Raw genomic sequence first — 24,425 nt, 5'->3', positions numbered from 1 at the left:
AGGCCGTCCCCATGACTGACTCACCCTTTGCTCCACCCACTCCTGTGGGCGGTCAATCGCCCCGCCCTGAGGCGGGCGATGACTCGCAGCAGAGCAGCTCCGTTGTCACCGAAGCCTCGACACGCGAGGAGGTCGCTCCTACGGCCGATGCTGGAATGGCTGCTGATGCTGCGGCTGGTTCGCAGTACGGCACCGAGGTCGCGACCGCCCAGCCAGAGACCTTCCCTTGGGAGATGCCTCCCGCTGACGTTCCTCCCGTCGCCCCCAAGGCGCCAGTGGGACGAGTGCGCAAGCGCACCGTAGCCGCGATCTGCGTCGGCGCGCTGGCGCTTGGCATCCTCGGCGGTGCTGGCGGCGCTTGGGCGTACAACGAGTGGGGTCCGTCCTCCTCGTCGGTTGCGCTTCCCGCAGTCAACGGCACGTCCGTCGACCGTCCAGAGGGTTCGGTTGCCTCCATTGCGGCCGCTGTGATGCCGTCCGTGGTCTCGATCGAGACCGCCACGGCTCAGGGATCCGCGACAGGCACCGGCTTTGTGATCCGCGAGGACGGCTACATCCTGACCAACAACCATGTGGTCGACGGCGCAAACAACGACACTGTCAAGGTCCTCAAGTCGGATGGATCAATCGAGGAAGGCAAGGTTATTGGCACCACGCCCGAGTACGACCTCGCCGTCGTGAAGATTGATGAGAAGGGTCTCTCACCGCTCGTGCTCGGAGACTCTGACCAGGTCGTGGTGGGGGACGCGGCAATCGCCGTCGGCTCCCCGCTGGGCCTCGACTCCACGGTGACCACTGGCATCATCTCCGCGTTGCATCGCCCGGTTACCGCCGGGGACGGCACGCAGGCACCCGCCTACATCGACGCAATCCAGACCGACGCCGCGATCAACCCCGGGAACTCGGGCGGGCCGCTCATCAACTCTGCCGGCGAAGTGATCGGCATCAACTCTGCCATCGCGTCACTGGGCGGTTCGGCAACCCAGCAGGCCGGGTCCGTGGGCCTTGGCTTCGCTATCACGTCTAACCAGGCGCGACGCACTGCCGAACAGCTCATCAACGACGGCGAGGCCACATTCCCCGTGATCGGTGTGTTGCTTGACGAACGCTATAACGGCGAGGGCATCAAGGTCGTGGATGATTCCTCCGGAGTTATCGCGGATGGACCATCGGCGGCGGCTGGAATCGAGCCAGGCGACATCATCACCCAGATCGACGGTCGCCCCGTGACTCGTTCCGATGAACTCGTGGTGGCGATTCGCGCCAAGGCACCCGGCGACGATGTCGTGTTGACGGTCAAGCAGGGCGACTCGACAAAGGAAGTCACCGTGACGCTGGGCTCCAACTCTGAGGTCAACGTGGACGAACCGGCTCCCAACCCGTCAGAATAGGGTTCATGTTCTCAATCAACGGCGGGGAGTTGATAGTCCTGCTCCTGATCGCGGTCATCGTGATTGGACCGGAGCGGCTCCCCGAGTACTCGCGGCAGTTGCGTGCCTGGATCATTAAGGGACGCGACCTGCTTCGCGACGGGCGTGAGACGCTCGAGCGCGAGGTCGGCGGGGACGTCGATTGGGAGAAGCTAGACCCAAGACAATATGACCCGCGCACCATAGTGCGCGAGGCGCTGTACGAGCCGGCGTCCAAGCCGGCTCCGGTCGCGCGACCTGCCGCGAGTGTTCCGCTCGCGGCAGGGACGCCCGCTCCTTTTGACGAGGACGCCACGTAACCTAAGCATCGGCCGATGGTTTTGCGCCGTAGGCGATGCAGGGTGTCACCTCCCGCAGAACCTGGAAGAATGGCCGCATGACTTCACGCGTTTTCTCGGGCATGCAGCCCACTTCCGATTCCCTCCAGCTAGGCAATTACTTGGGCGCGCTCGCCCAGTGGGTCAAGCTGCAGGACACGCACGACGCGATCTACAGTGTGGTCGACCTGCATGCGCTGACCGTCTCTCCGGATCCCGAGGCGCTGCGCCGCCGCACCCGCGCTACCGCCGCCCAGTATCTGGCCGCGGGAGTCGACCCCAGCAGATCGCTTATTTTTGTGCAGTCACACGTCCACCAGCACGCCGAGCTCGCCTGGTTGCTCAGCACGTTCACCGCCTTTGGCGAGGCCGGACGCATGACCCAGTTCAAGGACAAGTCCGCGAAGCAGGGCGACGCGGGCACTACGGTAGGGCTCTTCACGTACCCAGTGCTGATGGCCGCTGACATCCTGCTCTACGACACGAATGTGGTCCCCGTAGGCGAGGATCAGCGCCAGCATCTCGAGTTGTCGCGCGACTTGGCGCAGCGCCTTAACTCGCGCTTTGGCGAGGGCACGGCCGTGGTGCCGGAGCCACATATCGTCAAGGACACCGCCAAGATCTACGACCTGCAGGAACCCACTGCCAAGATGTCCAAGACCAGCCCGAATGGCGTGATCGACCTTCTCGACGAGCCCAAGGTGGTCGCCAAGCGAATCAAGTCTGCGGCGACCGACAGCGACACCGTGATCGCGTTCGACAGGGCCAACAAGCCGGGTGTGTCCAACCTGCTCACTATCTACTCAGCGCTCGACGGGCGCAGCGTTGAACAGCTGGTCGCCGACTACGAGGGCAAGATGTACGGCCACCTGAAGGTGGACCTTGCCGAGGTCGCTGTGAACTTCCTGACTCCGATCCGTGACGCGACTCTCGATTGGATCGAGTCTCCCGACAAGTTAGACGCCGTGCTCGCCGATGGTGCTGAGAAGGCCACCACCCTCGCGGAGCCCATGCTCGCCCGCCTCTACGACCGCGTGGGCCTGCTCGCGCCCGCGCGACGCAGGTAGTTCATGAGGCAGCGCAGCTATATCCCGGGCAAGATGAAGCGCACCGTCGCGCTCGAGGAGGCGTCGGCGGTCGAGAAAGGCAAGGCCGCGCTCAAGGAGGCCAAGTCCCGCAAAGAGTGGTTCGACCGCACGCACCCAGGACGGATGCTCAAGCGCATCAGTGAGGGCAACGGCAACATCATTGCCGGCGGAATTGCTTACCTGTCGCTGACGTCTCTTGCGGCGGCCCTTGTCATCGGTGTGACAATCTCGACGTACCTCGTTCACTTCAATGCGAATTGGAACGAGGCCTTCTATGGCTTCATTGACGACACCATTCCAGGGGTGATCAAGCCAGACGGCCCCGATAGCGCTGGCCTGGTCGACCCCAACTCTCTCGAGCCGCAAACCCTGACTGGGATCGTCGGAATCGTGACGTTTCTCATTTTGATCAATACCGCCTCCCGCTACCTGAGCGCCATGCGCATCGGCTCTATCGCGATGCTGGACACTCAGGCGGGTTCGCCGGTCAAGGGCAAGTTGCGAGACTTTGGCGCGCTACTGGCGTTGTTGTTTTTGGTTCTCCTCGGTGCCCTTTTGCAGGTGGCCGCGTCACAGTTCTCTACCGTGATAGCGGGATGGGTGTCGGATCAGCAGTTGTCGGACTGGATCATTCGAGGCCCAGCCTTCGCCGTCGGTGTCCTGGTGGACATGGCTTTCGTGGCGCTAGCAATTGTGGTGCTGGGGCGCTATCGCGGCCCGCGGGTGCCACTGTTTTGGACTCTGCTTGCCGCCGCCCTCAGCATCGGAATCTTGCGCCAGGCGGTGTCGCTGGTGATCGGCGGCGTGAAGGACAACGCGGTGCTTGCCTCCGCGGCGTCCGTGATCGCGATCATGATCTTCGTCAACTTTGTCGCGAGGATCGTCCTCTATGCAGCAGCATGGCTCGGCACCCTAGCGCCGTCAGACGCAGGTCCGGGTGAGTTCAGTTCGACGGAGATGGAGTCCATTCCGCGGCGCGGGCACGGTGGCATAACGACGGCTCGCGCCACCCAGCGCGACCGTGAGTAACCACGCAATAGTAGGAATTTAGAACGCTAAGCGAGCGGTGCGTTGGAGCGGTGTACGAACGCGTGGAACTCCACTGCGTCCATGGGTGCCCCCGGAAGCTCCGTGCATTTGCCGTCGGCGCGGATTCCGTCGAGGAACATCACGAGCTGGCGACGCATGAGGCTGGCCTCACGCTCGGTGGGGTTGCCAACCATGCCGCCGAGCGAGAACATCATGAGTGCCAGGTCGCCACCCGTGACGCCTTGCCTTAGTGCGCCCTCGGCCTGGGCGCGCTCAATAAGGCCAGCCAGGCTGTCGGTGAACGAGCCACCAGGACGGTAGTCGGGGTCGATGTCGTACATGCGACGCATCACAGTCCGTAGTCCGGGAGCGTCCGCTAACGCGAACACGGCAGACTCCAACAGGGTGACAATCCTGTCCCAGGCCGTTGCTTCCTCATCGAGGGACTGAAGCGATGCTGCGAGCATCATGATGCCTCGGTCGTACAGCGCGCGGATCAAATCCTCGTGCGTCGGAAAGTGGCGGTATGCCGTGCCGATGCCCAGCCCCGTCTGGATCGCGAGCTCGCGCACAGTCAGGTCTGCATCTCGGACAGAGAGGATCTCGAACCCAGCGAGGATGAGCCGCTCGCGGTTCGCGACGGCATCTTTACGTTTCACCATGAAGCGATTCTAAGCGGCAAGTGTCCGTTTAAGTGACCGTTAGACAGCACCAGTATTGAGTGCCTTCTTGACCTCTGAAATGGCCTTGGTGACCTCGATGCCGCGGGGGCAGGCCTCCGTGCAATTGAAAGCCGTGCGGCACTTCCACACGCCGGCCTTGTCGTTGAGAATCTCGAGTCGATCCCACTCGCCCTCGTCGCGCGAGTCGAAGATGAAGCGGTGGGCTCCCACGATCGCCTGGGGGCCAAAGTACTGGCCATCGGTCCAGAACACGGGGCAGGAGGTCGTGCACGCGGCACACATGATGCACTTGGTGGTGTCGTCGAAGCGAGCGCGCTCCTCGGGGCTCTGCAGACGCTCCCGCTCGGGCGTGGGGCCGGATGTCATCAGGAACGGCATGATCTCGCGATAGCTCGCGAAGAACGGCTCCATGTCCACGATCAGGTCCTTCTCCACTGGCAGGCCCTTGATGGGCTCAATGGTGATGGGACGCTTGGGGTTGAGGTCCTTGAGCAACGTCTTGCATGCCAGCCGGTTCTTGGCGTTGATACGCATGGCATCGGAGCCACAGACCCCGTGCGCGCACGAGCGACGGAACGCGAGCGAGCCATCCACGTCCCACTTGATCTTGTGGAGCGCATCGAGGACACGGTCAGTGCCGTGCATGGTCAGCGTGAACTCTTCCCAGTACTCCTCGCCCGCGGGGTGATCGGGGGTACCGTCTGGGTCCATACGCTGAATGCGCAGGGTGACGTCAAAGCTCGGAACCTCGCCGGCCTTTGTGGGTGCCTCGGCAGTTGCAGTCATGGTGTCCTCCGCCTAGTACTTACGTTCCATGGGCTGGTACTTCGTCACGACTACCGGCTTGGTGTCGAGACGAATTCCATCCTTGGTCTTGTAGGCCATCGTGTGCTTCATGAAGTTTTTGTCGTCGCGTGTGGGGAAGTCCTCACGGTAGTGCCCGCCGCGACTTTCCTTTCGGTGCTCGGCACCCAAGATGACCACCTCAGCCAGGTCCAGCAGGAATCCCAACTCGACCGCCTCAAGCAGGTCTGTGTTGAAGCGCGCGCCCCGGTCGTGAATGGCGATGTTCTTGAACCGCGCTTGGAGTTCTCCGACCAACGTGTGCGCCTCGGCCAGTGACTCCGACGTACGGAAGACCTGAACGTTGCGATCCATGGTGGCCTGCAGCTCGCGACGGATGTCCGCCACGCGCTCTGTACCGCCGCCGCCCACGGTCGCGCGGAGCTTCTCGACCTGGTCGGAGACCAGCGCCGATGCGTCTGCCGGGAGGTCGTATCCCTCGGTGGTCAGCGCGTACTCGGCCGCGGCAATGCCTGCACGTCGCCCAAACACGTTGATGTCGAGCAGTGAATTCGTGCCGAGGCGGTTAGAGCCGTGCACGGACACACACGCCACCTCGCCAGCCGCGTAGAGGCCCTTGATGGTGTCGTGGTTGTTGCGCAACACTTCGGCATTGTTCGTGGTGGGAACGCCGCCCATCGCGTAGTGCGCCGTGGGGAACACGGGCACGGGCTCGGTGTACGGCTCGACGCCCAAGTAGGTGCGGGCGAACTCAGTAATGTCCGGCAGCTTCTCGTCGATGTGTGCGGGCTCGAGGTGGGTGAGGTCCAGCAGCACGTAGTCCTTGTTCGGTCCACAACCGCGGCCCTCGCGCACCTCATTGGCCATGGCTCGGGCGACGACGTCGCGCGGGGCCAGGTCCTTGATAGTGGGGGCGTAGCGCTCCATGAAGCGCTCGCCCTCCGAGTTACGCAGGATGCCACCCTCGCCGCGGGCGGCCTCGGACAGCAGAATGCCGAGCCCGGCCAGGCCGGTCGGGTGGAACTGGAAGAACTCCATGTCCTCGAGTGGGATGCCGCGGCGCAGCGCGAGCGCCATGCCGTCTCCCGTCAGGGTGTGGGCGTTCGACGTGGTCTTGAAGACCTTGCCGGCACCGCCGGTAGCGAAGATCACGGACTTGGCGCGGAAGGTGTGGATCTGACCCGTGGACAGTTCGTACGCGATCACTCCGGCGACGGCGACGTCCTTGCCCTCCGCTGACTGGGGGTCGTCGTTGAGGATCAGGTCCAGCACGTAGAACTCATTGAAGAACTCGACGTCCTGCTTGATGCACTGTTGGTACAGCGTCTGCAAAATCATGTGACCGGTGCGGTCCGCGGCGTAGCACGCACGGCGTACCGCGGCCTTGCCGTGGTCACGCGTGTGACCACCAAAGCGGCGCTGGTCAATTTTGCCCGCGGTAGTGCGGTTAAAGGGCAGGCCCATCTTCTCCAGGTCGAGGACGGCCTGGACGGCCTCCTCGCAGAGGATCTGCGCGGCATCCTGGTCAACCAGATAGTCGCCGCCCTTGATGGTGTCGAAAACGTGCCACTCGACGTTGTCTTCCTCGACGTTGGCGAGCGCCGCGGCCATGCCGCCCTGCGCCGCGCCCGTGTGGGAGCGGGTGGGGTACAACTTGGTCAGCACGGCGGTCTTGGCGCGCTGCGAGCTCTCGAGAGCCGCGCGCATGCCCGCGCCACCGGCGCCCACAATGACTACGTCGTATTCGTGTTCGGTCATCGAACATCCTCACAGAAGGTTGGGACGCCCGGTAGCAAATCACCCGAGGCGTCGAGGGGGCAGGGGTCGAAGGTGAAGATCACGAGCGAACCCAGCACCACGATGGTCGCGACGCAGGCCGTGAGCAGCGTCTTGAGCGTCTTGCGCATCCAGGTCTCGCGGGCGTAGTCATTGATCAGCAGGCGCATACCGTTGCCGCCGTGGATCATCGCGAGCACGAGCATCACGAAGTCCCAAATCTTCCACACCGGCGAGGCCCACTTGCCTGCCACAAACGCAAAGTCGATCTGGTTGACCCCGTCACCGCTGAACAGGTTAATGAACAGGTGCGTAAAGATCAGGACCAGTAGCAGTACGCCGGAGCCGCGCATGAACAGCCAGGACCACTGCTCGGCGTGGTTGCGCGAGCGACCCGAGCGAATGGGCCGTAGGGGTTCGACCACAGGGGTCGTTGCGTCAGCGGTACTCATTACGCACCACCAAACACGTGGGAAAGGTGTCGCGGCAGGAAGCCGATCATCAGCAGCGCGAACAGGCCCCACACCACCCAGACCAGCGCGCGCTGGTGCTTGAGCGCCCAGGGCCAGGTGTCGACCAAGATGATGCGGATGCCGTTGAAGGCGTGCAGCGCGATGGCGGCGACGAGGCCGGCCTCGACGATCCCGTAGATGGGCGTCTTATAGGTGCCGATCACGTCGTTGTAGGCCTCGGGAGACACGCGCACGAGCGCGGTATCGAGGACGTGCACCACAAGGAAGAAGAAGATTGCGACGCCGGTGGTGCGATGCACGACCCACATCCACATGCCTTCACGGCCTCTATACAGCGTTGTCGCGGGTGACACAGAAACTCCTTGGTTTACTCGGAACACTATCTAGCATCCTAATGTGGTCTCCATGACAGGCTCGCACAACATTCACCATGCGCCGGATTCTTCCTCGGCGCACTCGCTTCCCCACGACTCCAGCTCCAGCCCTGGCAGCGGGCCGGTCATCGATGATTTCATTGCCGTGATCCCGGCAGGGGGTGTGGGCTCGCGATTGTGGCCGCTGTCCCAGCCCCACCGACCCAAGTTCCTGCTCGACTTGCTCGGCACCGGCACCACGCTCCTTCAAGACACGGTGACTCGGCTAGCGCCCTTAGCGTCACAGACCATCGTGGTGACAGGACAGCGGCACGCCGATGCCGTGGCGGCTCAGGTACCGCAGGTTCCGGCCGCGAACCTGGTCGCCGAGCCCACCCCACGTGACTCGATGGCAGCGATCGCGCTCGCCGCCGCGATCATTCAGCACCGCCATGGCGACCGCATCATGGGCTCCTTCGCCGCTGACCACGTGATCGGCGAGCCAGACAAGTTCCGCGCGGCCGTGCGCATCGCGGTGTCCGCCGCCCGCACCGGCAAGGTGGTGACAATCGGAATCAACCCCACCGAGGCATCGTCCGCCTTCGGCTACATCGCCCAAGGCGCTGACTTGCCCGATGCTCCGGGCGCCTTCGCGGTGCGGGAGTTCACCGAGAAGCCGGACCCAGAGACGGCGGCATCGATGCTCGCCAGCGGCGGCTATGTCTGGAATGCGGGAATGTTTGTGGTCAGCACCGCTGTACTACTGGGGCACCTCGAGCGCCTGCAGCCCGGAATCTACGCGGGCGTGACGGAAATAGCGGCGACCTGGGACAGCGACGAACGGCAGGCTTCGCTCGAGCACGTGTGGCCCACGCTGACCAAGATCGCGATCGACCACGCGATCGCCGAGCCCGTCGCAGCTGCCGGGGGAGTGGCGGTCGTACCCGGCGCCTTCGACTGGCATGACGTGGGAGATTTCGACTCCCTCGCGGGCCTGCTGACGCCCGATGCCGACGGCGTCACGCGCATTGGCCGCTCCGCTGCGGTGGGAACCTTTGGGTCGAGCGGGGTGGTCGCGGTAGGCGGGACCAAAGCCCTCGCTGTAGTCGGCATCGATGATGTTGTAATAGTGGAGTCAGACGAGGCGCTGTTGGTGCTCTCGCGGGCGGCCGCTCAGGAGGTCAAGGCCGCCGCGGCCTCTGGTCTTTAGGGAAACTTGGTTAATTAGCGGGGCATTTGTTGCCGATTTGTGTCCGTCCTGAGACTGGCTGGGTGCGCGCGGGAAACATTTGCCCCGTAGCATTGAGATACGCACAAGCCTGGCGATCCTGGGCTCCAATCAAGTGAGGAAACACTCATGAAAAACGCAATTCGCATCGGTGCCGTTGTCGCGGCCTCGGCTCTCGCCCTCGCGGCGTGCTCGTCGGCTCCCGAGGAGACCACGTCTCCCGAGTCCACTGGCGCCGCCACTTCAGAAACGTCGGAGAGCGCAATGGCGTCCGTCGACTACAAGGCGTGCATGGTTTCTGACGCCGGTGGTTTCGACGACAACTCGTTCAACGAGTCTGGCTATGACGGACTGACGCAGGCGGAGACCGAGCTCGGCATTGAGATCAACACCGCCGAGTCGGCTGACGAGAACGACTTTGGGCCCAACATCGACGCGATGGTCGCGGATGGTTGCGACATGATCATTACGGTGGGCTTCCTGCTCGGTGACGCCACCGCTGCCGCTGCCGTTGCGAACCCGGACGTCAACTTCGCACTTATCGACTCGACGGTCGACCCCGAGGCTCCGAACGTCAAGCCGATCCTCTTCGAAACCGACCAGGCCGCGTTCCTCGCGGGCTACGTCGCCGCAGGAACGTCGGAGACGGGTTCCATCGGTACTTACGGTGGCATCAACATTCCGCCGGTGAGCATCTTCATGAACGGCCTCCTCGCGGGTGCCAACTACTTCAACTCTGAGACCGACGGCGACGTCAAGGTCCTCGGCTGGGACGGCGAGAACGGTTCCTTCGTCGACAACTTCGACGACGCGCCTAAGAGCCAGACCATCGCTGAGGGCATGCTCGACCAGGGTGCCGACATCATCATGCCTGTCGCTGGTCCTATCGGTGGAGCGGCTGAAGTTGCCATCACCGACAACGGCTCCGGTTGGTTCATCGGTGTGGACAAGGACTGGACGCAGAGCACTCCTGAGTACTCGGACATCATCCTCACCTCGGTGCTCAAGAACATCGGCAATGCCGTGTTCGACGTCATCAGCGCAGCTGCGGTTGACGGCACGTTCGACTCCACGCCTTACCTCGGTACGCTCGAGAACGAGGGCGTTGGCCTGGCTGAGTTGAACGCGGCAGTTCCCGCCGACGTCGCTGGTGCGGTCGACGGTCTCAAGGCTGGCATCATTGACGGTTCCATCTCGGTGGCCGTTTCCTAAGCAGTACCTGGGGTATTGACCCCGCCCGAGGGGCGTGCCGCGTGGACGTGGTGCGCCCCTCGTGCTTCACTGAGGGGTGGAAACGATGATGTGCATGGCAAAGGAGCTAGTGTGAAACTCGAGCTACGTGGGGTAACCAAGCGGTTCGGCGACTTCACCGCCAACGACGCGATCGACCTGGTGGTTGAGCCTGGAACTGTGCATGCCTTGCTGGGTGAGAATGGCGCGGGGAAGTCGACGCTCATGAATGTGCTGTTCGGCTTATATGACGCCGATGAGGGCGAGATTCTGGTCGACGGCAAGCCCGCCGGCTTCAAGGGTCCCGGCGATGCGATGGCTGCGGGCATCGGGATGGTGCACCAGCACTTCATGCTGGTCCACCCCTTTACAGTGGCCGAGAACGTGATGCTCGGTCACGAGGAAGTCCGCGGCCCAGCGAAGATGCTAGATCTCGCTGGAGCGCGCAAGCGAGTCAACGAGATCTCCGACCGCTTTGGTTTCCACATCGACCCCGATGCCGTGGTCGAAGATCTCTCCGTTGGCGCGCAGCAGCGCGTGGAGATCATCAAGGCGCTCTCTCAGCGCGCAGAGATTTTGATTCTGGACGAACCCACAGCCGTCTTGACTCCGCAGGAGACCGACGAACTGCTCGCCATTGTGAAGCAGCTGCGCGACTCTGGAACTGCGGTAGTGCTCATTACGCACAAGCTCCGCGAGGTTCAGGCAGTCGCGGACACCATCACGGTGATCCGCCGCGGCAAGGTAGTCGGCACGGCCGAGCCCACAGCGTCTCAGGAGGAACTCGCCTCCTTGATGGTGGGTCGCGACGTCAGCATGACGGTCGATAAGCCTGAGGCGAAGCCCGGCGAAGTGATGCTCGACGTGAAGTCGCTCACCGTACTGGACGAGCTGGGGAATCCTCAATTGCGCGGGGTCTCGTTCGACGTGCGAGCGGGAGAGATCCTGGCCATCGCTGGCGTGCAAGGCAACGGGCAGACCGAACTCACTGAGGCGATTCTGGGAGTGGTGCCCACCACCGCTGGCAGCGTCACCTTGGATGGCGTGACACTCACTGGCAAGAAGATCAAGCACACGCTCATGTCGGGAATCGGTTTTGTGCCCGAAGACCGTACGGAGGACGGCCTCGTGGCCGGCTTCTCCATTGCGAACAATCTCATTCTTGACGTCTACGACCAGGCGCCCTACTCCAAGGGCGGGGTGCTGAAGCCCAGCGTGGTTCGCAGCGAGGCTGAGAAGCATGTTGAGCAGTTTGACGTGCGCACCACGGGAGTGGATGCGCTTGCGAGCTCGCTGTCTGGGGGAAATCAGCAGAAGGTGGTGCTGGCACGCGAGTTGTCTCGCCCCCTCAAGTTGCTCATTGCCTCCCAGCCCACGCGTGGACTGGACGTCGGCTCCATTGAGTTCGTCCACAAGCGCATCGTCCAGGAGCGCGACAACGGCGCAGCGGTGATCATCGTCAGTTCCGAGCTCGACGAGGTGGTCGCGCTCGCTGACAGAATCGCAGTGATGTATCACGGCAAGATCGTCGACATCGTGCCGCCAGACACCGACCGCGACACGCTTGGCCTCATGATGGCCGGCGCCCACGAGGAGGATGCAGCGTGAGCGACGACGACAAGAACCCCACGACCCCGAAGGCTCCTCAGGGTAGCGACGTGACCTCGAGTGCCGACCGCCCCAAGAAGGCAGCCGAGTCCTCCGTGTTGGTGGGCGGCAGTGACGACGGTGGCGACGCGCCCACGCCGGGAGTCACCGGCGAGAGCGGCGAGGGCGGCGAGCCGACCACCCGTTCTGAGGACGCTCGGTCCATGCTCCGCCAGATTACGGAGAGCTCGACGCTCGTGGTCATCTTGGCCATCGTGGCGTCCTTGATCATCGGTGGCATCCTGATCATTCTTGCCTCAGAGGAGGTCCGGACCACGGCCGGTTACTTCTTCTCACGTCCGGGCGACATGCTCTCCGCGATGTGGAATGCGGTTTCGAGCGCGTACTCCGCGATGTGGAACGGCGCGTTTTTCAACGCCGACGCTGACTCTTTCTCAGGAATGATTCGACCGTTCATCAACACCTTGACCATGGCAACTCCCTTGATCTTCGCGGGACTCGGTCTAGGCATCGGCTTCCGTGCTGGGCTGTTCAACATCGGTGCGCAGGGGCAGATCATCATGGGCGCGACGCTCGGTGCGATGGTCGGCTTTATGTGGCACTTGCCTCCTGGACTTCACCTGATTGTGGCTGTTTTGGGTTGCGCACTCGGCGGTGCGATCTGGGGATTCATTCCAGGTATTTTGAAGGCGAAAACTGGCGCTCATGAGGTCATTACGACCATCATGCTGAACTACATTGCGCTCAATTTTCTTGCCTATCTCCTCACCCTCGATGCGTTCCAGCGTCCGGGAAGCGACAACCCACAGAGTCCCATTCTCGACAGCTCCTCGCAGTATCCGCAGGTCTTCGGAGCGCAGTACCCGCTCCACCTAGGGTTCTTTGTCGCGTTGTTTGCGGCATGGGGCGTGTGGTGGCTCATGGAGCGGTCGACTCTCGGCTTCCAGTTCAGAGCGGTTGGCGCCAACCCTTCGGCCTCGCGCACCGCTGGTATGAGCGTGGCAAAGTCCACGGTCCTTGTCATGGTGATCGCGGGTGCGCTCGCCGGTCTCGCGGGATCGGGGCAGATACTGGGGACACAGCCATCGTTGACCACCGGTATCGCCGCTTCGTTCGGCTTTGACGCCATCACCGTGGCGTTACTTGGAAGGTCGCGACCACTGGGGATTGTGTTCGCCGCGATCCTGTTCGGTGGATTGAAGGCATCAGGTCCTGCTCTGCAGGTGCAAGCTGGCCTGCCCATCGACATTGTGCTCGTGGTCCAGTCACTGATTGTGCTGTTTATCGCTGCGCCGCCTCTGGTGAGGTTCCTGTTCCGATTACCTACTCCTAAGAACGAGAAGGAGGTAGCGGTATGAGCGCCGTCGTCGAAGCATCGCAGGGGACCGCACCCGAGCCGTCCCCTGAGGATGCTCCAGTCACCGCCGCCAAGCGCTGGCGCACCCCAATCATCCTCGGAGTGGTCGCTCTCGTCTCGCTTATTGTCTTTGGGTTGGGCTCCAAGGCCGGAGAAACTACCTCGTTCTCTATCTCGCGCGCGAGCGATTTCTTCACTGTCGACACCTTTACGCTTCCCACACGCACCACCGCCATCGTCGCTTCGCTGTTAGCTTTAGCCCTCGCCGCGTACAGCGCATGGGCGGTCTCGCAGTCCCGGAAGACTGGCTGGTGGTTGCCGGTGGTGTTCGGCATCGCCGTGATGTTTGCCCTGTTGGCCTGGGCCGGTGGCGGTCGCGGGGCGACTGATATTCAGATCACGGGCTTGCTCACCGGAGCCGTGGTGCTCAGTGTTCCGCTCGTCTTTGGATCGCTCTCTGGTGTTGTGTGCGAACGGTCGGGAATTATCAACATCGCGATCGAGGGGCAACTGCTTGCCGGTGCGTTCCTTGCTGCGGTCGTGGGCTCTGCCACCGGCAACCCGTACATCGGCCTGATCGCGGCGCCCGTGGCGGGTGCACTGGTGGGTATGCTTCTCGCCTTGTTCACGGTCAAGTACTGGGTCAACCAGATCGTGGTTGGTGTGGTGCTCAACGTGCTCGTGATTGGTGTCACAAGCTTCCTCTTCGGAACGCTCTTGCGCGATAACGCGAACCTCAATCAAAACCTCGGAATGGCGGACTTGCCTATCCCGCTGCTGTCCAAGATTCCGATCATTGGTCCCGTGCTCTTCGACCACAACCTGCTGGTGTACTTGATGTATGCAGCCGTGGGTGTGCTCAGCGTGATGCTGTTCAAGTCTCGCTGGGGTCTTCGCGTGCGGGCCGTGGGCGAGCACCCCACTGCGGCGGACACCGTGGGCATCAAGGTCAATCGCACACGAGTGCGCAACACGATTCTCGGCGGCGCGCTCGCCGGACTCGGAGGCGCTTTCTTCACCGTCGCCTCAGGCCTCGCCTTCGGCAAAGAGATGACGGCGGGAACGGGCTTCATCGCGCTGGCGGCCATGATCCTGGGGCGCTGGCGACCCTCCGGTGCCCTCGCGGCATCGGTGATGTTCGGTTTCGCGATTGCGCTGAAGGACCAACTTGGCATTATCGGCTCACCGATTCCGTCGCAGTTGCTCGCCATGTTGCCCTATATCGTCACCATCTTTGCCGTGGCCGGACTCGTGGGACATGCACGTCCACCTGCGGCAGAGGGAATCCCCTACAAGAAGTGAGCGTCATGACGCACATCGATTGGGAGGCACTTCGCCACGCTGCGCGCGCGGTCACTGCCTCCGCCTATGTTCCCTATTCCCGCTACCCGGTGGGCGCTGCGGCGCTCACCGACGACGGCCGCATCATTGCCGGCTGCAACGTAGAGAATGCCTCGTACGGGCTCACGCTCTGTGCCGAGTGCGCAGTGGTCTCACAGTTGCACTCCTCGGGAGGCGGGCGCCTGATGGCACTCGCCTGCGTGGATGGCAACGGCGAGGTATTGACGCCGTGTGGACGATGCCGTCAGTTGCTTTTTGAGCACGGCGGTCCCACCATGCTGATTGACGCTGCGGACGGTCCCGTGACCGTCGACTACTTACTACCTGGGGCCTTCGGCCCCGACCACCTGGAGGTATTTCATGGCTGAGCGTCACGACGCGATTTCCGTCATCGTCACCAAGCGCGATGGGGGCACGCTGAGCGACGACCAGATCGACTGGGTGGTCGACGCCTACACGCGGGGCGTAGTGGCCGACGAGCAGATGAGTGCGCTCACCATGGCAATCTTGCAGCGCGGCATGTCGCGGTCCGAGATCGCACGCTGGACCGCGGCGATGATCGCGTCAGGGGAGCGCCTCGACTTCACGGATCTGGGTGTTCCTACGGCGGACAAGCACTCGACGGGCGGGGTGGGCGACAAGATCACGTTGCCGCTCGCGCCGCTGGTTGCGGCGTACGGAGTGGCAGTGCCGCAGCTTTCGGGTCGCGGACTTGGCCACACTGGTGGCACGCTCGACAAGCTCGAGTCGATTCCGGGGTGGCGCGCGGATGTCTCCAACGCGGACATGCGTCAGCAGTTGCTCGACGTGGGCGCCGTCATCTGCGCGGCCGGCGCACAGCTCGCGCCAGCGGATAAGAAGCTGTACGCGCTTCGTGACGTGACAGGTACCGTCGAGTCGATTCCCATGATCTCCGCGTCCATCATGTCCAAGAAGATCGCGGAGGGCACCGGCGCGCTGGTGCTTGACGTCAAGGTTGGCACTGGTGCGTTCATGAAGAACATCGACGATGCGCGCGAACTCGCACGCACGATGGTCGCGCTCGGTACTGACGCGGGCGTGGTGACCACGGCGCTGCTGACAGATATGTCGACCCCGCTTGGCCGCGGCATCGGCAATGCTCTGGAGGTCACGGAATCGGTGGAGGTGCTCGCCGGCGGCGGGCCTGCCGATGTGGTCGAACTCACGGTGGAGCTAGCGCGCGCGATGCTTGAAGGCGCGGGCGTCACAGGCGTCGATCCTTCAGAGGCACTGAAGGACGGGCGAGCCATGGACAAGTGGCGCCAGATGATTTCCGCCCAGGGCGGCGACCCGGACGCGCCGATGCCCACGGCACCGCACGTCGAGGAAGTGTGCGCGGATTCCGACGGTTTCATCACGCGAATCGACGCGATGGGTGCCGGCCTTGCCGCCTGGCGGCTCGGCGCGGGACGCGCGCGCAAGGACGATGTGCTCGACCTCAGCGCGGGAGTCTTCCTGCACAAGACGCTGGGCGACGAGGTGCGTAAGGGTGACGTCATCATGACCCTGCACGCCGAGTCCGAGGACAAGATGCCGCGCGGCCTGGCGGCGTTGTCGGAGGCCTGCGAGGGTGCGGGCACGGTAGAGATTGGCAGTTCCCCGGTGGACCGCCGGATCATCCTGGACCGTATTGGTGCGGAAGACGCTTCCGGTACGGGTCGCTGACGTAGGGGTTTATCGCTGGCCCGGGAGGACGCTTTCATCGCGGGCCACTAGCGTAAGGTTTGTCGCTCCTCGCGGATCTCTACAGGATGGGTTGTTATTTCATGGGTTGGTCGCTTTCCGCCTCCGGGGCACGCCTCGCTAACTCATTCGGTTTGCGAGGGCGATGGCGCTCGCCTTACGCAGTCTCGCACGCGGCCGGGGTAGCGCAGCGAGGATCTCGGGCTACGGGGGACACGGTGTTTGCGCGCGTGTACGAGGCGCGTATGTCCGCTTCTAGCCCGGCCGACCGCAAGGCGCTCGCCGCCTGCCGTGACCAGGTAGTGCTCGATGGCGCCGTCATCGAGCGAGCCGCAGCATCGGGCGCGCCTTTGGCGGCCATTGCCGCGCTGGCTGAGGGCTGGGATCGCCTTCCCGAGGGAACCCGCGACTTGGTTCGTAACCCCCTCGGTCGCACCACGCCGGGACCGGTGAAATGGGGCGACACCGCAGCAAAGCAGGTAGATCAGACCACGTGCGGCGCGGCGGTTATCGCTATGGAACTCATGATGACGGACCCGTTTGTGGCGCTGTGGGTCACCAGCGGACGGCTACTCGGCGACTATGTGCCGGCCGAGGTGGCCGCGATTGATGACTTTGGTCGGGGGCTGCGTTCCACCGAGCGGCGGTGGCGTGCGCTGCAGCGTTCGCTTCATGTCGCGACGTCTCGTCGCGCGGTGGCGGGGCTGCCATGGCCACGGGCGCTGGGAACTGCGCCATGGCGGGTAGACAATGTGACGCGAGTGGCCGGGCTGAAGTTTGCCACTGCGCTGCTCGATGACTCGAGCGTTGACGACGTGGCCGCGATGGTGGCCCATGCATCGGCCGCGCTACGAGAGGCAATTCCGGTACCGATGTACACGGGTGGCGACTCGCGCATGGGCGTGACGGCGATGGTGCCCCGCCACGTCGTGCTGCTGACCTCGGTTACCGATCACGTGTTTCTTGTTTACGAACCCTCGTCGGGCCAACTGCGGGAACTTCCTGGAGCGCTGTGGCTTGAGGACGGCACGGTGCGCCCAGCGCTCGGGCACTGGAGTCGGATCTGCTGCCTAGTGCTGCCAGTGCCGCGCAAGCGAAGTTAGGCGGGCGGCTGACGCAAGGCCGTTGGCCCGCGCGACTCACTTGGCTCCTACACTTGAGGCATGACACTTACAACTGACGAGATAGTTGCCCTGCCCAAGGTTTTGCTGCACGATCACCTCGACGGTGGCTTGCGCCCCTCGACCTTGATCGAACTCTCCGCCGAGGTCGGCCACGAGCTGCCCTCGACCGACCCCGATGAGCTTGCTGCGATCTTCGCGACCAACGCCGCATCGGGCGACCTCGTGCGCTACCTAGAGGCATTCGCGCACTCCGCCGCCGTGATGCAGAGTGCCGACAATATTCGTCGCATTGCGCGTGAGGCTGTCGTTGACCTCGCCGCGGATGGCGTGATTTACGCGGAGCTTCGCTACGCGCCCGAGCAGCACCTCGAGGGTGGACTCACCCTGCAGGAGGTCGTCGAGGCCGTGCAGGCGGGAATCGACGAAGGCGTCGCGGAGGCCAGTGAGGCGCGCCACACCATTCGTGTGGGTGCGCTCCTCGACGCGATGCGTCACCTTGACCGCTCGCTCGAGATTGCCGAATTGGCGCTCGCGAACCGCGGCCGATGCTGCGTAGGGTTCGACATCGCGGGCCCCGAGCTGGGCTTTCCCGTCGAGAACCACCGTGCGGCGTTCGAGTTGCTGCGCGACAACCACATGCCCGTCACGATTCACGCCGGTGAGGCCGACGGCGCGGAGAGCGTGGGCCAGGCGCTGGGACTTGGTGCGGCGCGTCGAATCGGTCACGGAGTGCGCGTCCACGAGGACATCGCGGACATCGACTCCGACGAGCCGACCCTGGGCGTAATTGCTCAGCACGCGCTCGACCAGCAGATTCCGCTGGAGTGCTGCCCCACGTCGAACGTGCAGACGGGTGCGGCGCCCTCGCTCGAGAACCACCCCATGCACGCGCTGCGTGACCTCGGTTTTGCTGTCACGGTGAATACCGACAACCGCCTTGTCTCCGGCGTTTCGATGAGTGGCGAGTTCGGCGAGCTCGTCAAGGTCGGTTGGACCAAGGAGGACCTGCTAGAGGCAACGCTGATCGCCGCCTGGGCAGCCTTCCTGCCGTACGAGGAGCGTGGAGACCTGGCCGAGCTGGTGCTCGAGGGCTTCGGCATCGACCTCGGGGACCTATAGCCAAGAGTTAGCGCGCGGACTCGCCTGCTAAACATCGTTGCACTGCATCATGGCGGTCGCTGAACTTCGGTTCGGCGGCCGCCATGATGCATTGTGGCGGAGGCGTGTACTCGCTCATTAGTGAGCGAGCTTGAGGCCGATGACACAGCCGACGATGCCGAGCAGCAGAAGTAGCTTGACCACAGAGAAAGCCTCGGCGCCAGTCACCATCGCGTATCCGGCAGTCAGCGAGGCGCCAATGCCGACCCACACGGCGTAGGCGGTGCCTACAGGAAGATCGCGCATGGCGTAGGCAAGCCCGGCCATGGAGGCGGCGAGCGCCACGAGGAAGACCGTGATGGGCACGGGCTTAGTGAAGCCTGCGGTCTTACTAAGGGCGGTTGCCCAGACGGCTTCGAGAACGCCGGAGAGAATGAGGATGAGCCAAGACATGAGGAACCCTTCGGGCGTCGTCTTGTCGCGTGCCGGGTACGTCACCACTCGTCCGGAAGCCTGTTTGGGGCTCTGAATTTATTCTCGCACGCGAGACAGGCGGTGGCCAGGGGTGGTGATCTTTCTCACCACCCCTGGCACGCATAGTGAGGATGAGATGTCGGTATTGGTGTTGCTGGCGTTCTCGCTCTGTGCGGCTCTGGGTGGGTTCCGCGTAGGCTAACGGGTAGATGCATCGCGTTCCCCGCCGGGGCTTCGTGTCGCGCACCGAACTGGAGGCAAACATGACTCTCACCCGCACCGAACTCGCACAGTATGTTGACCACACTCTCCTCAAGCCGGAGGCAACGCCCGCCCAGGTCGCGGCGCTTGTGGCCGAGGGCGCCGAGCTTGGCGTCTTCTCAGTGTGTGTCTCGCCCTCGATGCTCCCGTTGGAGGTTCCCATCGGGCTCGCGGTGGCTACGGTCTGTGGGTTCCCTTCGGGCAAGCACCACTCGTCGGTGAAGGCCGCCGAGGCGGCACAGTCCATCGCGGACGGGGCCGACGAAATTGACATGGTAATTGACATCGCTGCGGCCAACGAGGGTGACTTTGCGGCCGTCCAGGCGGATATCGCGGCTGTTCGTGCCTCGGTGCCTGAGGGCAAGATTCTCAAGGTCATCATCGAATCCGCGGCACTTTCCGACGAGGCTATCACCGGGGCGTGCCACGCGGCAGAGGCTGCGGGAGCCGACTTTGTGAAGACCTCCACTGGCTTCCACCCTGCGGGCGGCGCGTCCAAGCACGCGATCGAACTGATGGCCCAAGCGGTGGGTGGACGCCTGGGAATCAAGGCATCCGGCGGAGTTCGCACGGCTGAGGCTGCGCTCGAGATGATTGAAGCGGGTGCTACCCGGCTGGGCTTGTCCGGCTCGGCAGCAGTGCTCGACGGGTTGGATGAGATCAATGCAGGTGGATCCTCTTCAGACGGCACCGGCAACGCCAGCGCGGAGGACTCTTCGGGCTACTAGGTACACGGCGGCTCACCGACTCAGGGCGGCGCTGGAGTTCGTGACGCGTGTCTGCGGAGAGCGGGTCAGCGCGAGGTGCGCCTTGCCTCCGGGCCGAGGTGTGCGTGCTTTGTCCTGTATTCCGCGATCGGGCTCGCCTGGTTTCGTAATCCAGACCTGGCCGTCGTTTACCTCGATTTTCCAGCCGTCGCGGTGCACCCGATGGTGACATCTTGTGCAAAGCAAGACCCCATTCGCAAGGTCCGTCCGTCCGCCATCGCGATCCCACCATCTAATGTGGTGTGCCTCGCAGAATGATGGCGGGGCGTGACACCAACTACAGCCACCGTCCCGTTCCACGAGCGCGAGCCGTTGCGCAGGCGTGAAGAGTCTTCGGGTGCGCCCCAGGTCGAGAGGCAGCGACTTTCCGCCCATGGTGACGGGCAGAATCGCCGCGTCCACCGCCATAGCACGGAGGGTGCTCACAGTGATGGGGCTCGCAATCTCGTCGCACTCACCAAGCGCAAGGTCATCTTTCAGATCTTGCTCGTCGACGCGAACCACGACGGTCGTCTTCACTCCAGAGGTGGGCGTCTCGCAACCCATCCCGTGGAGCGCGAGCGCCGTGAGTGCGTCGATGCGAATCTGCCCGGCCGATCGTGCGTCGTCGATTCCTCGCCCTCCGTCCTCGACGCTTCTGCGTTGCTGGAAGGCCCAGCGAGTCTGCGCATCGACATAGGCTTTGATGGGCGCAGCACTGGCGGCGTCCATCCGTGCTGTCATCACGGTCATCCCGTCGGCATCTTCGTGAAAGTACAGCGCGCGATTCTCTCGGTGCAGCTTCTCCTTTGCTGCCAATTCCTTGGGAAAACGCCATGCGCGCTCGCGCTCGCAGACCTTGCGGAGCTCGGACAGCGAGAGGGTCTGAGCCTTCTCGACGAGGCGGCGTTCAAGTTCGGCCAGGTCAGTTCGAATCGAGTCCCGGTCAGCCTGGGAAAGGGGTGACCCACCGCCGTCCAGATGTGGATCGCGCGTTGCGGCTCGTTTCTCCGCCAACGACCGTGCGACTGCCTCTAGCGTGCGGGTGATAGATGCCGCGGCATCGGCGGCGATTGCTTGAGCCTGCAGCGCTCGCGCAATGTAAGGGAAGCGCGGCCCCGCTGACACCTCTCGTAGAGGTGCGGGAGGAACTTTCTCCGGGGGGCTTTGCCCAGCGAGCGCACAGAGATCATCGCTCGATGGCGGTAGCGGAGTCAGCGCGCGACCTGCATCGATCAGCTTGCTTGCTTCTGTGGGGGTGGTGCCCAACGTGTCCGCGAGATACTGCTGCGGATTCGAGAATCCCTCTTTGCGAGCCAATCCGGCGGCACCGAGTTCTGGCGTACTCCGGCGGGCGACCTCGCATGACATCCCGGCGGCCGCGCCGTCGTAAGACTTCTTGACGCGTCCCATCCCAGCGGTGTACTCGTGGAGCTCCGCGGATGTGAGTTCCGACTCCTCGCGGCCCTCGAATGCCCGCAAGGCTTCAACCTCGGCGACAAGAGTTCCCAGTGAAATGGTCATACTCACAGTCAACCACTGGGGGCTGACAAATGGTGTCAAAACATAGCAAATTGGGTTAAACGTGGAAAGATGTCGCAAAGGGGGTTCTGTGCACCACGGTGAGCGGTGAGCGGTGAGCGGTGAGCGGTAAGCGGTAGGCGGTAAGCGGTAAGCGGTGAGCGAAGACCGGAGAGCGGGAAACGAGCCAAAAGCAGTGCGCTGCACAAGTACAGCGCCCCAAATCCGCTTACAACCCCAACGCCCCACGCACGTCGGATTCAAGCTCGTCCATCGCAGTCGTTGCGGCATCGCGCGCCGCACGCACGTCGTCACCGTCCACCGACTGAATGACTTCGAGGTATGCCTTGACCTTTGGCTCGGTCCCGGAGGGGCGGATGATGACTCGTGCACCCGATGCCGTGGCCAGGTGCAGACCCGTCGTCCCGGGTAGCCCGTTCAGCCCGTTGGACATGTCGTCCGTCGCGGTTACAGGGGATCCGCCAAGCGTCGCCGGGGGAGCCTCGAGCAGTCCCGTCATCGTCTCGCCAATCAGCGACACGTCGGCGAAGCGAGCCGCAACCTGACGCGTCAGGTACACGCCATGTGCCCGAGCGAGGTCGTCAATGGCATCGGCGAGGGTGCGTCCCGCAGCCTTCAGTTCAGCGACGTAGTCGGCGATCAACACGGCAGCCGAGACGCCGTCCTTGTCCCGCACGAGGTCCGGAGCTACGCAGTACCCGAGCGCCTCTTCGTACCCGTAGACCAAGCCTTCCTCACGGCCGATCCACTTGAAGCCGGTCAGGGTGGCGCGATAGTCGAGACCGTGCCGCGCCGCAATAGCAGACAGCTGCTGTGAGGACACGATTGAGTTCGCCAGCACCCCGCCGGCCCGCTCGGACTCGCTCAAGCCGGACGCGACGCGCTCGCCCAGCAGCGAGCCCACGACGTCTCCGTGCAGCATCGTCCACTTGCCGTCGATGACGGTGGCGACGGCGCAGCGGTCGGTGTCGGGGTCGTTGGCGATCACCACGTCCGCGTCAATCGAGGTCGCCAGCGCTAGCGAAAGATCGATCGCGCCCTTCTCCTCGGGATTGGGGAACACGACGGTGGGGAAGTCGGGGTCGGGCTCGCGTTGCTCGGGCACGGAATGGAGGTCGGTGAATCCTGCCTGCCTCAGCACTGAAGTGACGGTTGCGTCACCCACGCCGTGCAAGGGAGTGAGGACGATGCGGATTGCCTCACGTTCGGTCTCGCGCCCAGTGGCCGGGCCAGCGAGTGCGGCCACCGAGGAGATGTACTTCTCGACGACGGAATCTTCGATCGTCGACCAGCCTTCGGTCGCACGCGCCACAGATTCAACGGTCGGCACGGCGGCGATGCGCGCCGCGATCTCCGCGTCATAGGGCGGCACAATCTGTGCACCCTGTCCGGAGTCGGTGACGACTCGTCCGCCCAGGTAAACCTTGTAACCGTTGTCCTGAGGGGGGTTGTGCGAGGCGGTCACCATGACGCCAGCATCGGCCGCAAGGGCAAGCGTCGAGTAGGCGACCAAGGGAGTGGGGAGCAGACGCGGCATCAGCATTGCGTCATGCCCGGCGGCCACCATGACGGCGCACGTGTCGACCGCAAAGTCATATGATCCGTGGCGTGCGTCGTATCCCACGACCACCCGGGCGGGGCCATCGATGCCGAGTCCCGCGAGCGCGTCAGTCAGGTACGTGGCGAGGCCGGAGGCGGCCCTCATGACGACGGCGCGATTCATCCTGTTGGGGCCCGCGCCAATGTGCCCACGGAGTCCTGCGGTGCCAAACTCCAGCGGTCCGCGGAAGCGATCTGCGAGGTCGACCCCGGCGGCGGAGTCTCCCGCAGCATCGGCGTCGAGAACGGCCCGCAATTCCTCACGCGTCGTGGGATCGGGGTCGTCCGCGATCCACGCCTCGGCCTGCTCCCGGAGCGAAGCGCTCATCACATGCCCTTCACAATCTCAGCAAGTAGCGCGGAGATTCGCGGCCCCGCGTCCCGGCCGGCGTCCAGCACCTCCTGGTGGTTGAGCTCCTCGCCGCCAATGCCGGCCGCAAGGTTCGTCACGAGGGATAGCCCCAGAATCTCCATGCCCCGCTCACGTGCTGCAATCGCCTCGAGTGCAGTCGACATTCCCACGAGGTTCGCTCCCAGGATGGCGGCCATACGCACCTCGGCGCGCGTCTCGTACTGAGGCCCGGTGAACTGCGCGTAGATTCCGTCTGGCAGCGAGGAGTCGACTGCCCGCGCCACCTCGCGCAGGCGCGGTGTGTACACGTTGGTCATGTCCACGAAGGTCGCGCCCTCGAGGGGAGTGACACCGGTGAGATTGATGTGGTCCTCAAGCAGGACAACAGATCCAGGCCCCACGTCGGGCCGCGTGGACCCACAGCCGTTGGTCAGCACTAGCTGCTTGCACCCGGCAGCCGCGGCCATGCGGACTCCGTGCGCTACTCGGACCGCATCGAGCGTCTGGTAGTAGTGCTGCCGCGCTCCCAGCACCAGCACGTGCTTGCCGTGGGGCGTCAGCAGCGACCGGAAGACCGAACTGTGACCGGCCACGGCGTGGGTGTCGAAGCCGGAGATTTGCTCCGCAGGAACCGACGCCACCTCTTCTCCGATGAGGTCGGCGGCGCCGCCCCATCCGGATCCCAATACCAATGCGATGTCGTGGTGCTCTACCCCGGTCGAGGAGGCGAGCTGAGCGGCTGATTCTGAGGCGAGTTCGAAGGCAGTGTCCATTCCCCGAGCGTAGCCGCTCGTAGCGGTCGATGCCG

The 24,425-nt window shown here is 63.8% G+C and carries 23 protein-coding genes and 1 riboswitch; of the genes, 14 read left to right on the top strand and 9 right to left on the bottom strand.

The genetic code is table 11. The features are described from left to right. The first annotated feature begins 11 nt into the window (after positions 1 to 11). The 4 genes from AOP77_RS02565 (at position 12) to AOP77_RS02550 (ending at position 3,864) form a co-directional block, all read left to right on the top strand. Positions 12 to 1,391 carry a S1C family serine protease gene (locus AOP77_RS02565; RefSeq protein WP_062208975.1) on the top strand — a complete coding sequence of 460 codons (1,380 nt, stop codon included), beginning with the start codon at positions 12 to 14 and terminating at the stop codon, positions 1,389 to 1,391. Positions 1,392 to 1,396: 5 nt separating this feature from the next. Beyond that, positions 1,397 to 1,729: a twin-arginine translocase TatA/TatE family subunit gene (locus tag AOP77_RS02560; RefSeq protein ID WP_062208972.1), complete on the top strand. Its 333-nt coding sequence runs from the start codon at positions 1,397 to 1,399 to the stop codon at positions 1,727 to 1,729. A gap of 77 nt (positions 1,730 to 1,806) precedes the next feature. After that, positions 1,807 to 2,814, top strand: coding sequence for a tryptophan--tRNA ligase (gene trpS / locus AOP77_RS02555; RefSeq protein ID WP_152649741.1), 1,008 nt, complete (start codon positions 1,807 to 1,809; stop codon positions 2,812 to 2,814). Positions 2,815 to 2,817: 3 nt separating this feature from the next. Continuing rightward, the gene (locus AOP77_RS02550; RefSeq protein WP_084622194.1) at positions 2,818 to 3,864 is read left to right on the top strand and encodes a YihY/virulence factor BrkB family protein; all 1,047 of its coding nucleotides are present in this window, start codon (positions 2,818 to 2,820) and stop codon (positions 3,862 to 3,864) included. Positions 3,865 to 3,890: 26 nt separating this feature from the next. Here AOP77_RS02550 and AOP77_RS02545 read toward each other — a convergent pair whose 3' ends face one another. Genes AOP77_RS02545 through sdhC form a run of 5 tightly spaced genes read right to left on the bottom strand, consistent with a single transcriptional unit; the run spans position 3,891 to position 7,953 of the window. Then, a complete protein-coding gene (locus AOP77_RS02545) occupies positions 3,891 to 4,526 on the bottom strand; it encodes a TetR/AcrR family transcriptional regulator (protein WP_062208964.1) in 636 nt (211 codons plus the stop codon). A gap of 39 nt (positions 4,527 to 4,565) precedes the next feature. Then, entirely contained in the window at positions 4,566 to 5,333 is a 768-nt protein-coding gene (locus AOP77_RS02540; protein ID WP_062208960.1) for a succinate dehydrogenase iron-sulfur subunit, read from the bottom strand. Positions 5,334 to 5,345: 12 nt separating this feature from the next. Continuing rightward, entirely contained in the window at positions 5,346 to 7,109 is a 1,764-nt protein-coding gene (gene sdhA / locus AOP77_RS02535) for a succinate dehydrogenase flavoprotein subunit (protein WP_062208958.1), read from the bottom strand. After that, a complete protein-coding gene (locus AOP77_RS02530; protein WP_062208955.1) occupies positions 7,106 to 7,579 on the bottom strand; it encodes a succinate dehydrogenase hydrophobic membrane anchor subunit in 474 nt (157 codons plus the stop codon). The genes sdhA and AOP77_RS02530 overlap by 4 nt, the downstream gene beginning before the upstream one ends. After that, the gene (gene sdhC / locus AOP77_RS02525; protein WP_269078414.1) at positions 7,579 to 7,953 is read right to left on the bottom strand and encodes a succinate dehydrogenase, cytochrome b556 subunit; all 375 of its coding nucleotides are present in this window, start codon (positions 7,951 to 7,953) and stop codon (positions 7,579 to 7,581) included. Before sdhC ends, AOP77_RS02530 begins: the two co-directional genes overlap by 1 nt. Before the next feature lie 52 nt (positions 7,954 to 8,005). On the opposite strand from sdhC, the gene AOP77_RS02520 reads away from it, so the two are divergent. The 9 genes from AOP77_RS02520 (at position 8,006) to AOP77_RS02480 (ending at position 18,664) form a co-directional block, all read left to right on the top strand. After that, positions 8,006 to 9,163: a mannose-1-phosphate guanylyltransferase gene (locus AOP77_RS02520; protein WP_084622192.1), complete on the top strand. Its 1,158-nt coding sequence runs from the start codon at positions 8,006 to 8,008 to the stop codon at positions 9,161 to 9,163. A 147-nt stretch (positions 9,164 to 9,310) separates the two neighbouring features. After that, the gene (locus AOP77_RS02515; protein ID WP_062208949.1) at positions 9,311 to 10,393 is read left to right on the top strand and encodes a BMP family lipoprotein; all 1,083 of its coding nucleotides are present in this window, start codon (positions 9,311 to 9,313) and stop codon (positions 10,391 to 10,393) included. Positions 10,394 to 10,504: 111 nt separating this feature from the next. Next, positions 10,505 to 12,019 carry an ABC transporter ATP-binding protein gene (locus AOP77_RS02510; protein WP_062208946.1) on the top strand — a complete coding sequence of 505 codons (1,515 nt, stop codon included), beginning with the start codon at positions 10,505 to 10,507 and terminating at the stop codon, positions 12,017 to 12,019. Then, positions 12,016 to 13,377, top strand: coding sequence for an ABC transporter permease (locus AOP77_RS02505; RefSeq protein WP_062208943.1), 1,362 nt, complete (start codon positions 12,016 to 12,018; stop codon positions 13,375 to 13,377). Before AOP77_RS02510 ends, AOP77_RS02505 begins: the two co-directional genes overlap by 4 nt. Further along, the gene (locus AOP77_RS02500; RefSeq protein WP_062208941.1) at positions 13,374 to 14,678 is read left to right on the top strand and encodes an ABC transporter permease; all 1,305 of its coding nucleotides are present in this window, start codon (positions 13,374 to 13,376) and stop codon (positions 14,676 to 14,678) included. The genes AOP77_RS02505 and AOP77_RS02500 overlap by 4 nt, the downstream gene beginning before the upstream one ends. 5 nt (positions 14,679 to 14,683) lie before the next feature. Next, on the top strand, positions 14,684 to 15,085 hold the full coding sequence (locus AOP77_RS02495) for a cytidine deaminase (RefSeq protein ID WP_062208938.1): 402 nt from the start codon (positions 14,684 to 14,686) through the stop codon (positions 15,083 to 15,085). After that, positions 15,078 to 16,403 (top strand): thymidine phosphorylase, encoded by a 1,326-nt coding sequence (locus tag AOP77_RS02490; protein WP_062208935.1) that lies wholly within the window; start codon positions 15,078 to 15,080, stop codon positions 16,401 to 16,403. Before AOP77_RS02495 ends, AOP77_RS02490 begins: the two co-directional genes overlap by 8 nt. 263 nt (positions 16,404 to 16,666) lie before the next feature. Then, complete coding sequence (locus tag AOP77_RS02485; protein WP_152649740.1) at positions 16,667 to 17,524, top strand: hypothetical protein; 858 nt, start codon at positions 16,667 to 16,669, stop codon at positions 17,522 to 17,524. Positions 17,525 to 17,584: 60 nt separating this feature from the next. Continuing rightward, a complete protein-coding gene (locus AOP77_RS02480) occupies positions 17,585 to 18,664 on the top strand; it encodes an adenosine deaminase (protein ID WP_062208929.1) in 1,080 nt (359 codons plus the stop codon). Positions 18,665 to 18,781: 117 nt separating this feature from the next. Here the strand turns inward: AOP77_RS02480 and AOP77_RS02475 are convergent, their stop codons facing one another. Beyond that, entirely contained in the window at positions 18,782 to 19,096 is a 315-nt protein-coding gene (locus AOP77_RS02475) for a DMT family transporter (protein ID WP_062211360.1), read from the bottom strand. A gap of 11 nt (positions 19,097 to 19,107) precedes the next feature. Next, a riboswitch (guanidine-III (ykkC-III) riboswitch) is annotated at positions 19,108 to 19,172 on the bottom strand. A gap of 208 nt (positions 19,173 to 19,380) precedes the next feature. On the opposite strand from AOP77_RS02475, the gene deoC reads away from it, so the two are divergent. After that, positions 19,381 to 20,106 carry a deoxyribose-phosphate aldolase gene (gene deoC, locus AOP77_RS02470; RefSeq protein WP_062208926.1) on the top strand — a complete coding sequence of 242 codons (726 nt, stop codon included), beginning with the start codon at positions 19,381 to 19,383 and terminating at the stop codon, positions 20,104 to 20,106. Positions 20,107 to 20,118: 12 nt separating this feature from the next. Here deoC and AOP77_RS02465 read toward each other — a convergent pair whose 3' ends face one another. The 3 genes from AOP77_RS02465 to AOP77_RS02455 all read right to left on the bottom strand — a co-directional run bounded on the left by AOP77_RS02465 (position 20,119) and on the right by AOP77_RS02455 (position 24,390). Further along, positions 20,119 to 21,648, bottom strand: coding sequence for an HNH endonuclease (locus AOP77_RS02465; protein ID WP_062208923.1), 1,530 nt, complete (start codon positions 21,646 to 21,648; stop codon positions 20,119 to 20,121). Between the two features lie 226 nt (positions 21,649 to 21,874). Next, positions 21,875 to 23,593, bottom strand: coding sequence for a phospho-sugar mutase (locus AOP77_RS02460; protein ID WP_062208921.1), 1,719 nt, complete (start codon positions 23,591 to 23,593; stop codon positions 21,875 to 21,877). Then, on the bottom strand, positions 23,593 to 24,390 hold the full coding sequence (locus AOP77_RS02455) for a purine-nucleoside phosphorylase (protein ID WP_062208918.1): 798 nt from the start codon (positions 24,388 to 24,390) through the stop codon (positions 23,593 to 23,595). The genes AOP77_RS02460 and AOP77_RS02455 overlap by 1 nt, the downstream gene beginning before the upstream one ends. Between the last annotated feature and the right edge of the window lie 35 nt (positions 24,391 to 24,425).

This window comes from Demequina oxidasica, assembly GCF_000975115.1.
Lineage (GTDB): Bacteria > Actinomycetota > Actinomycetes > Actinomycetales > Demequinaceae > Demequina > Demequina oxidasica.
The sequence above is the reverse complement of the archived record's forward strand: the minus strand, read 5'-3'. Positions and strand labels throughout refer to the sequence as shown.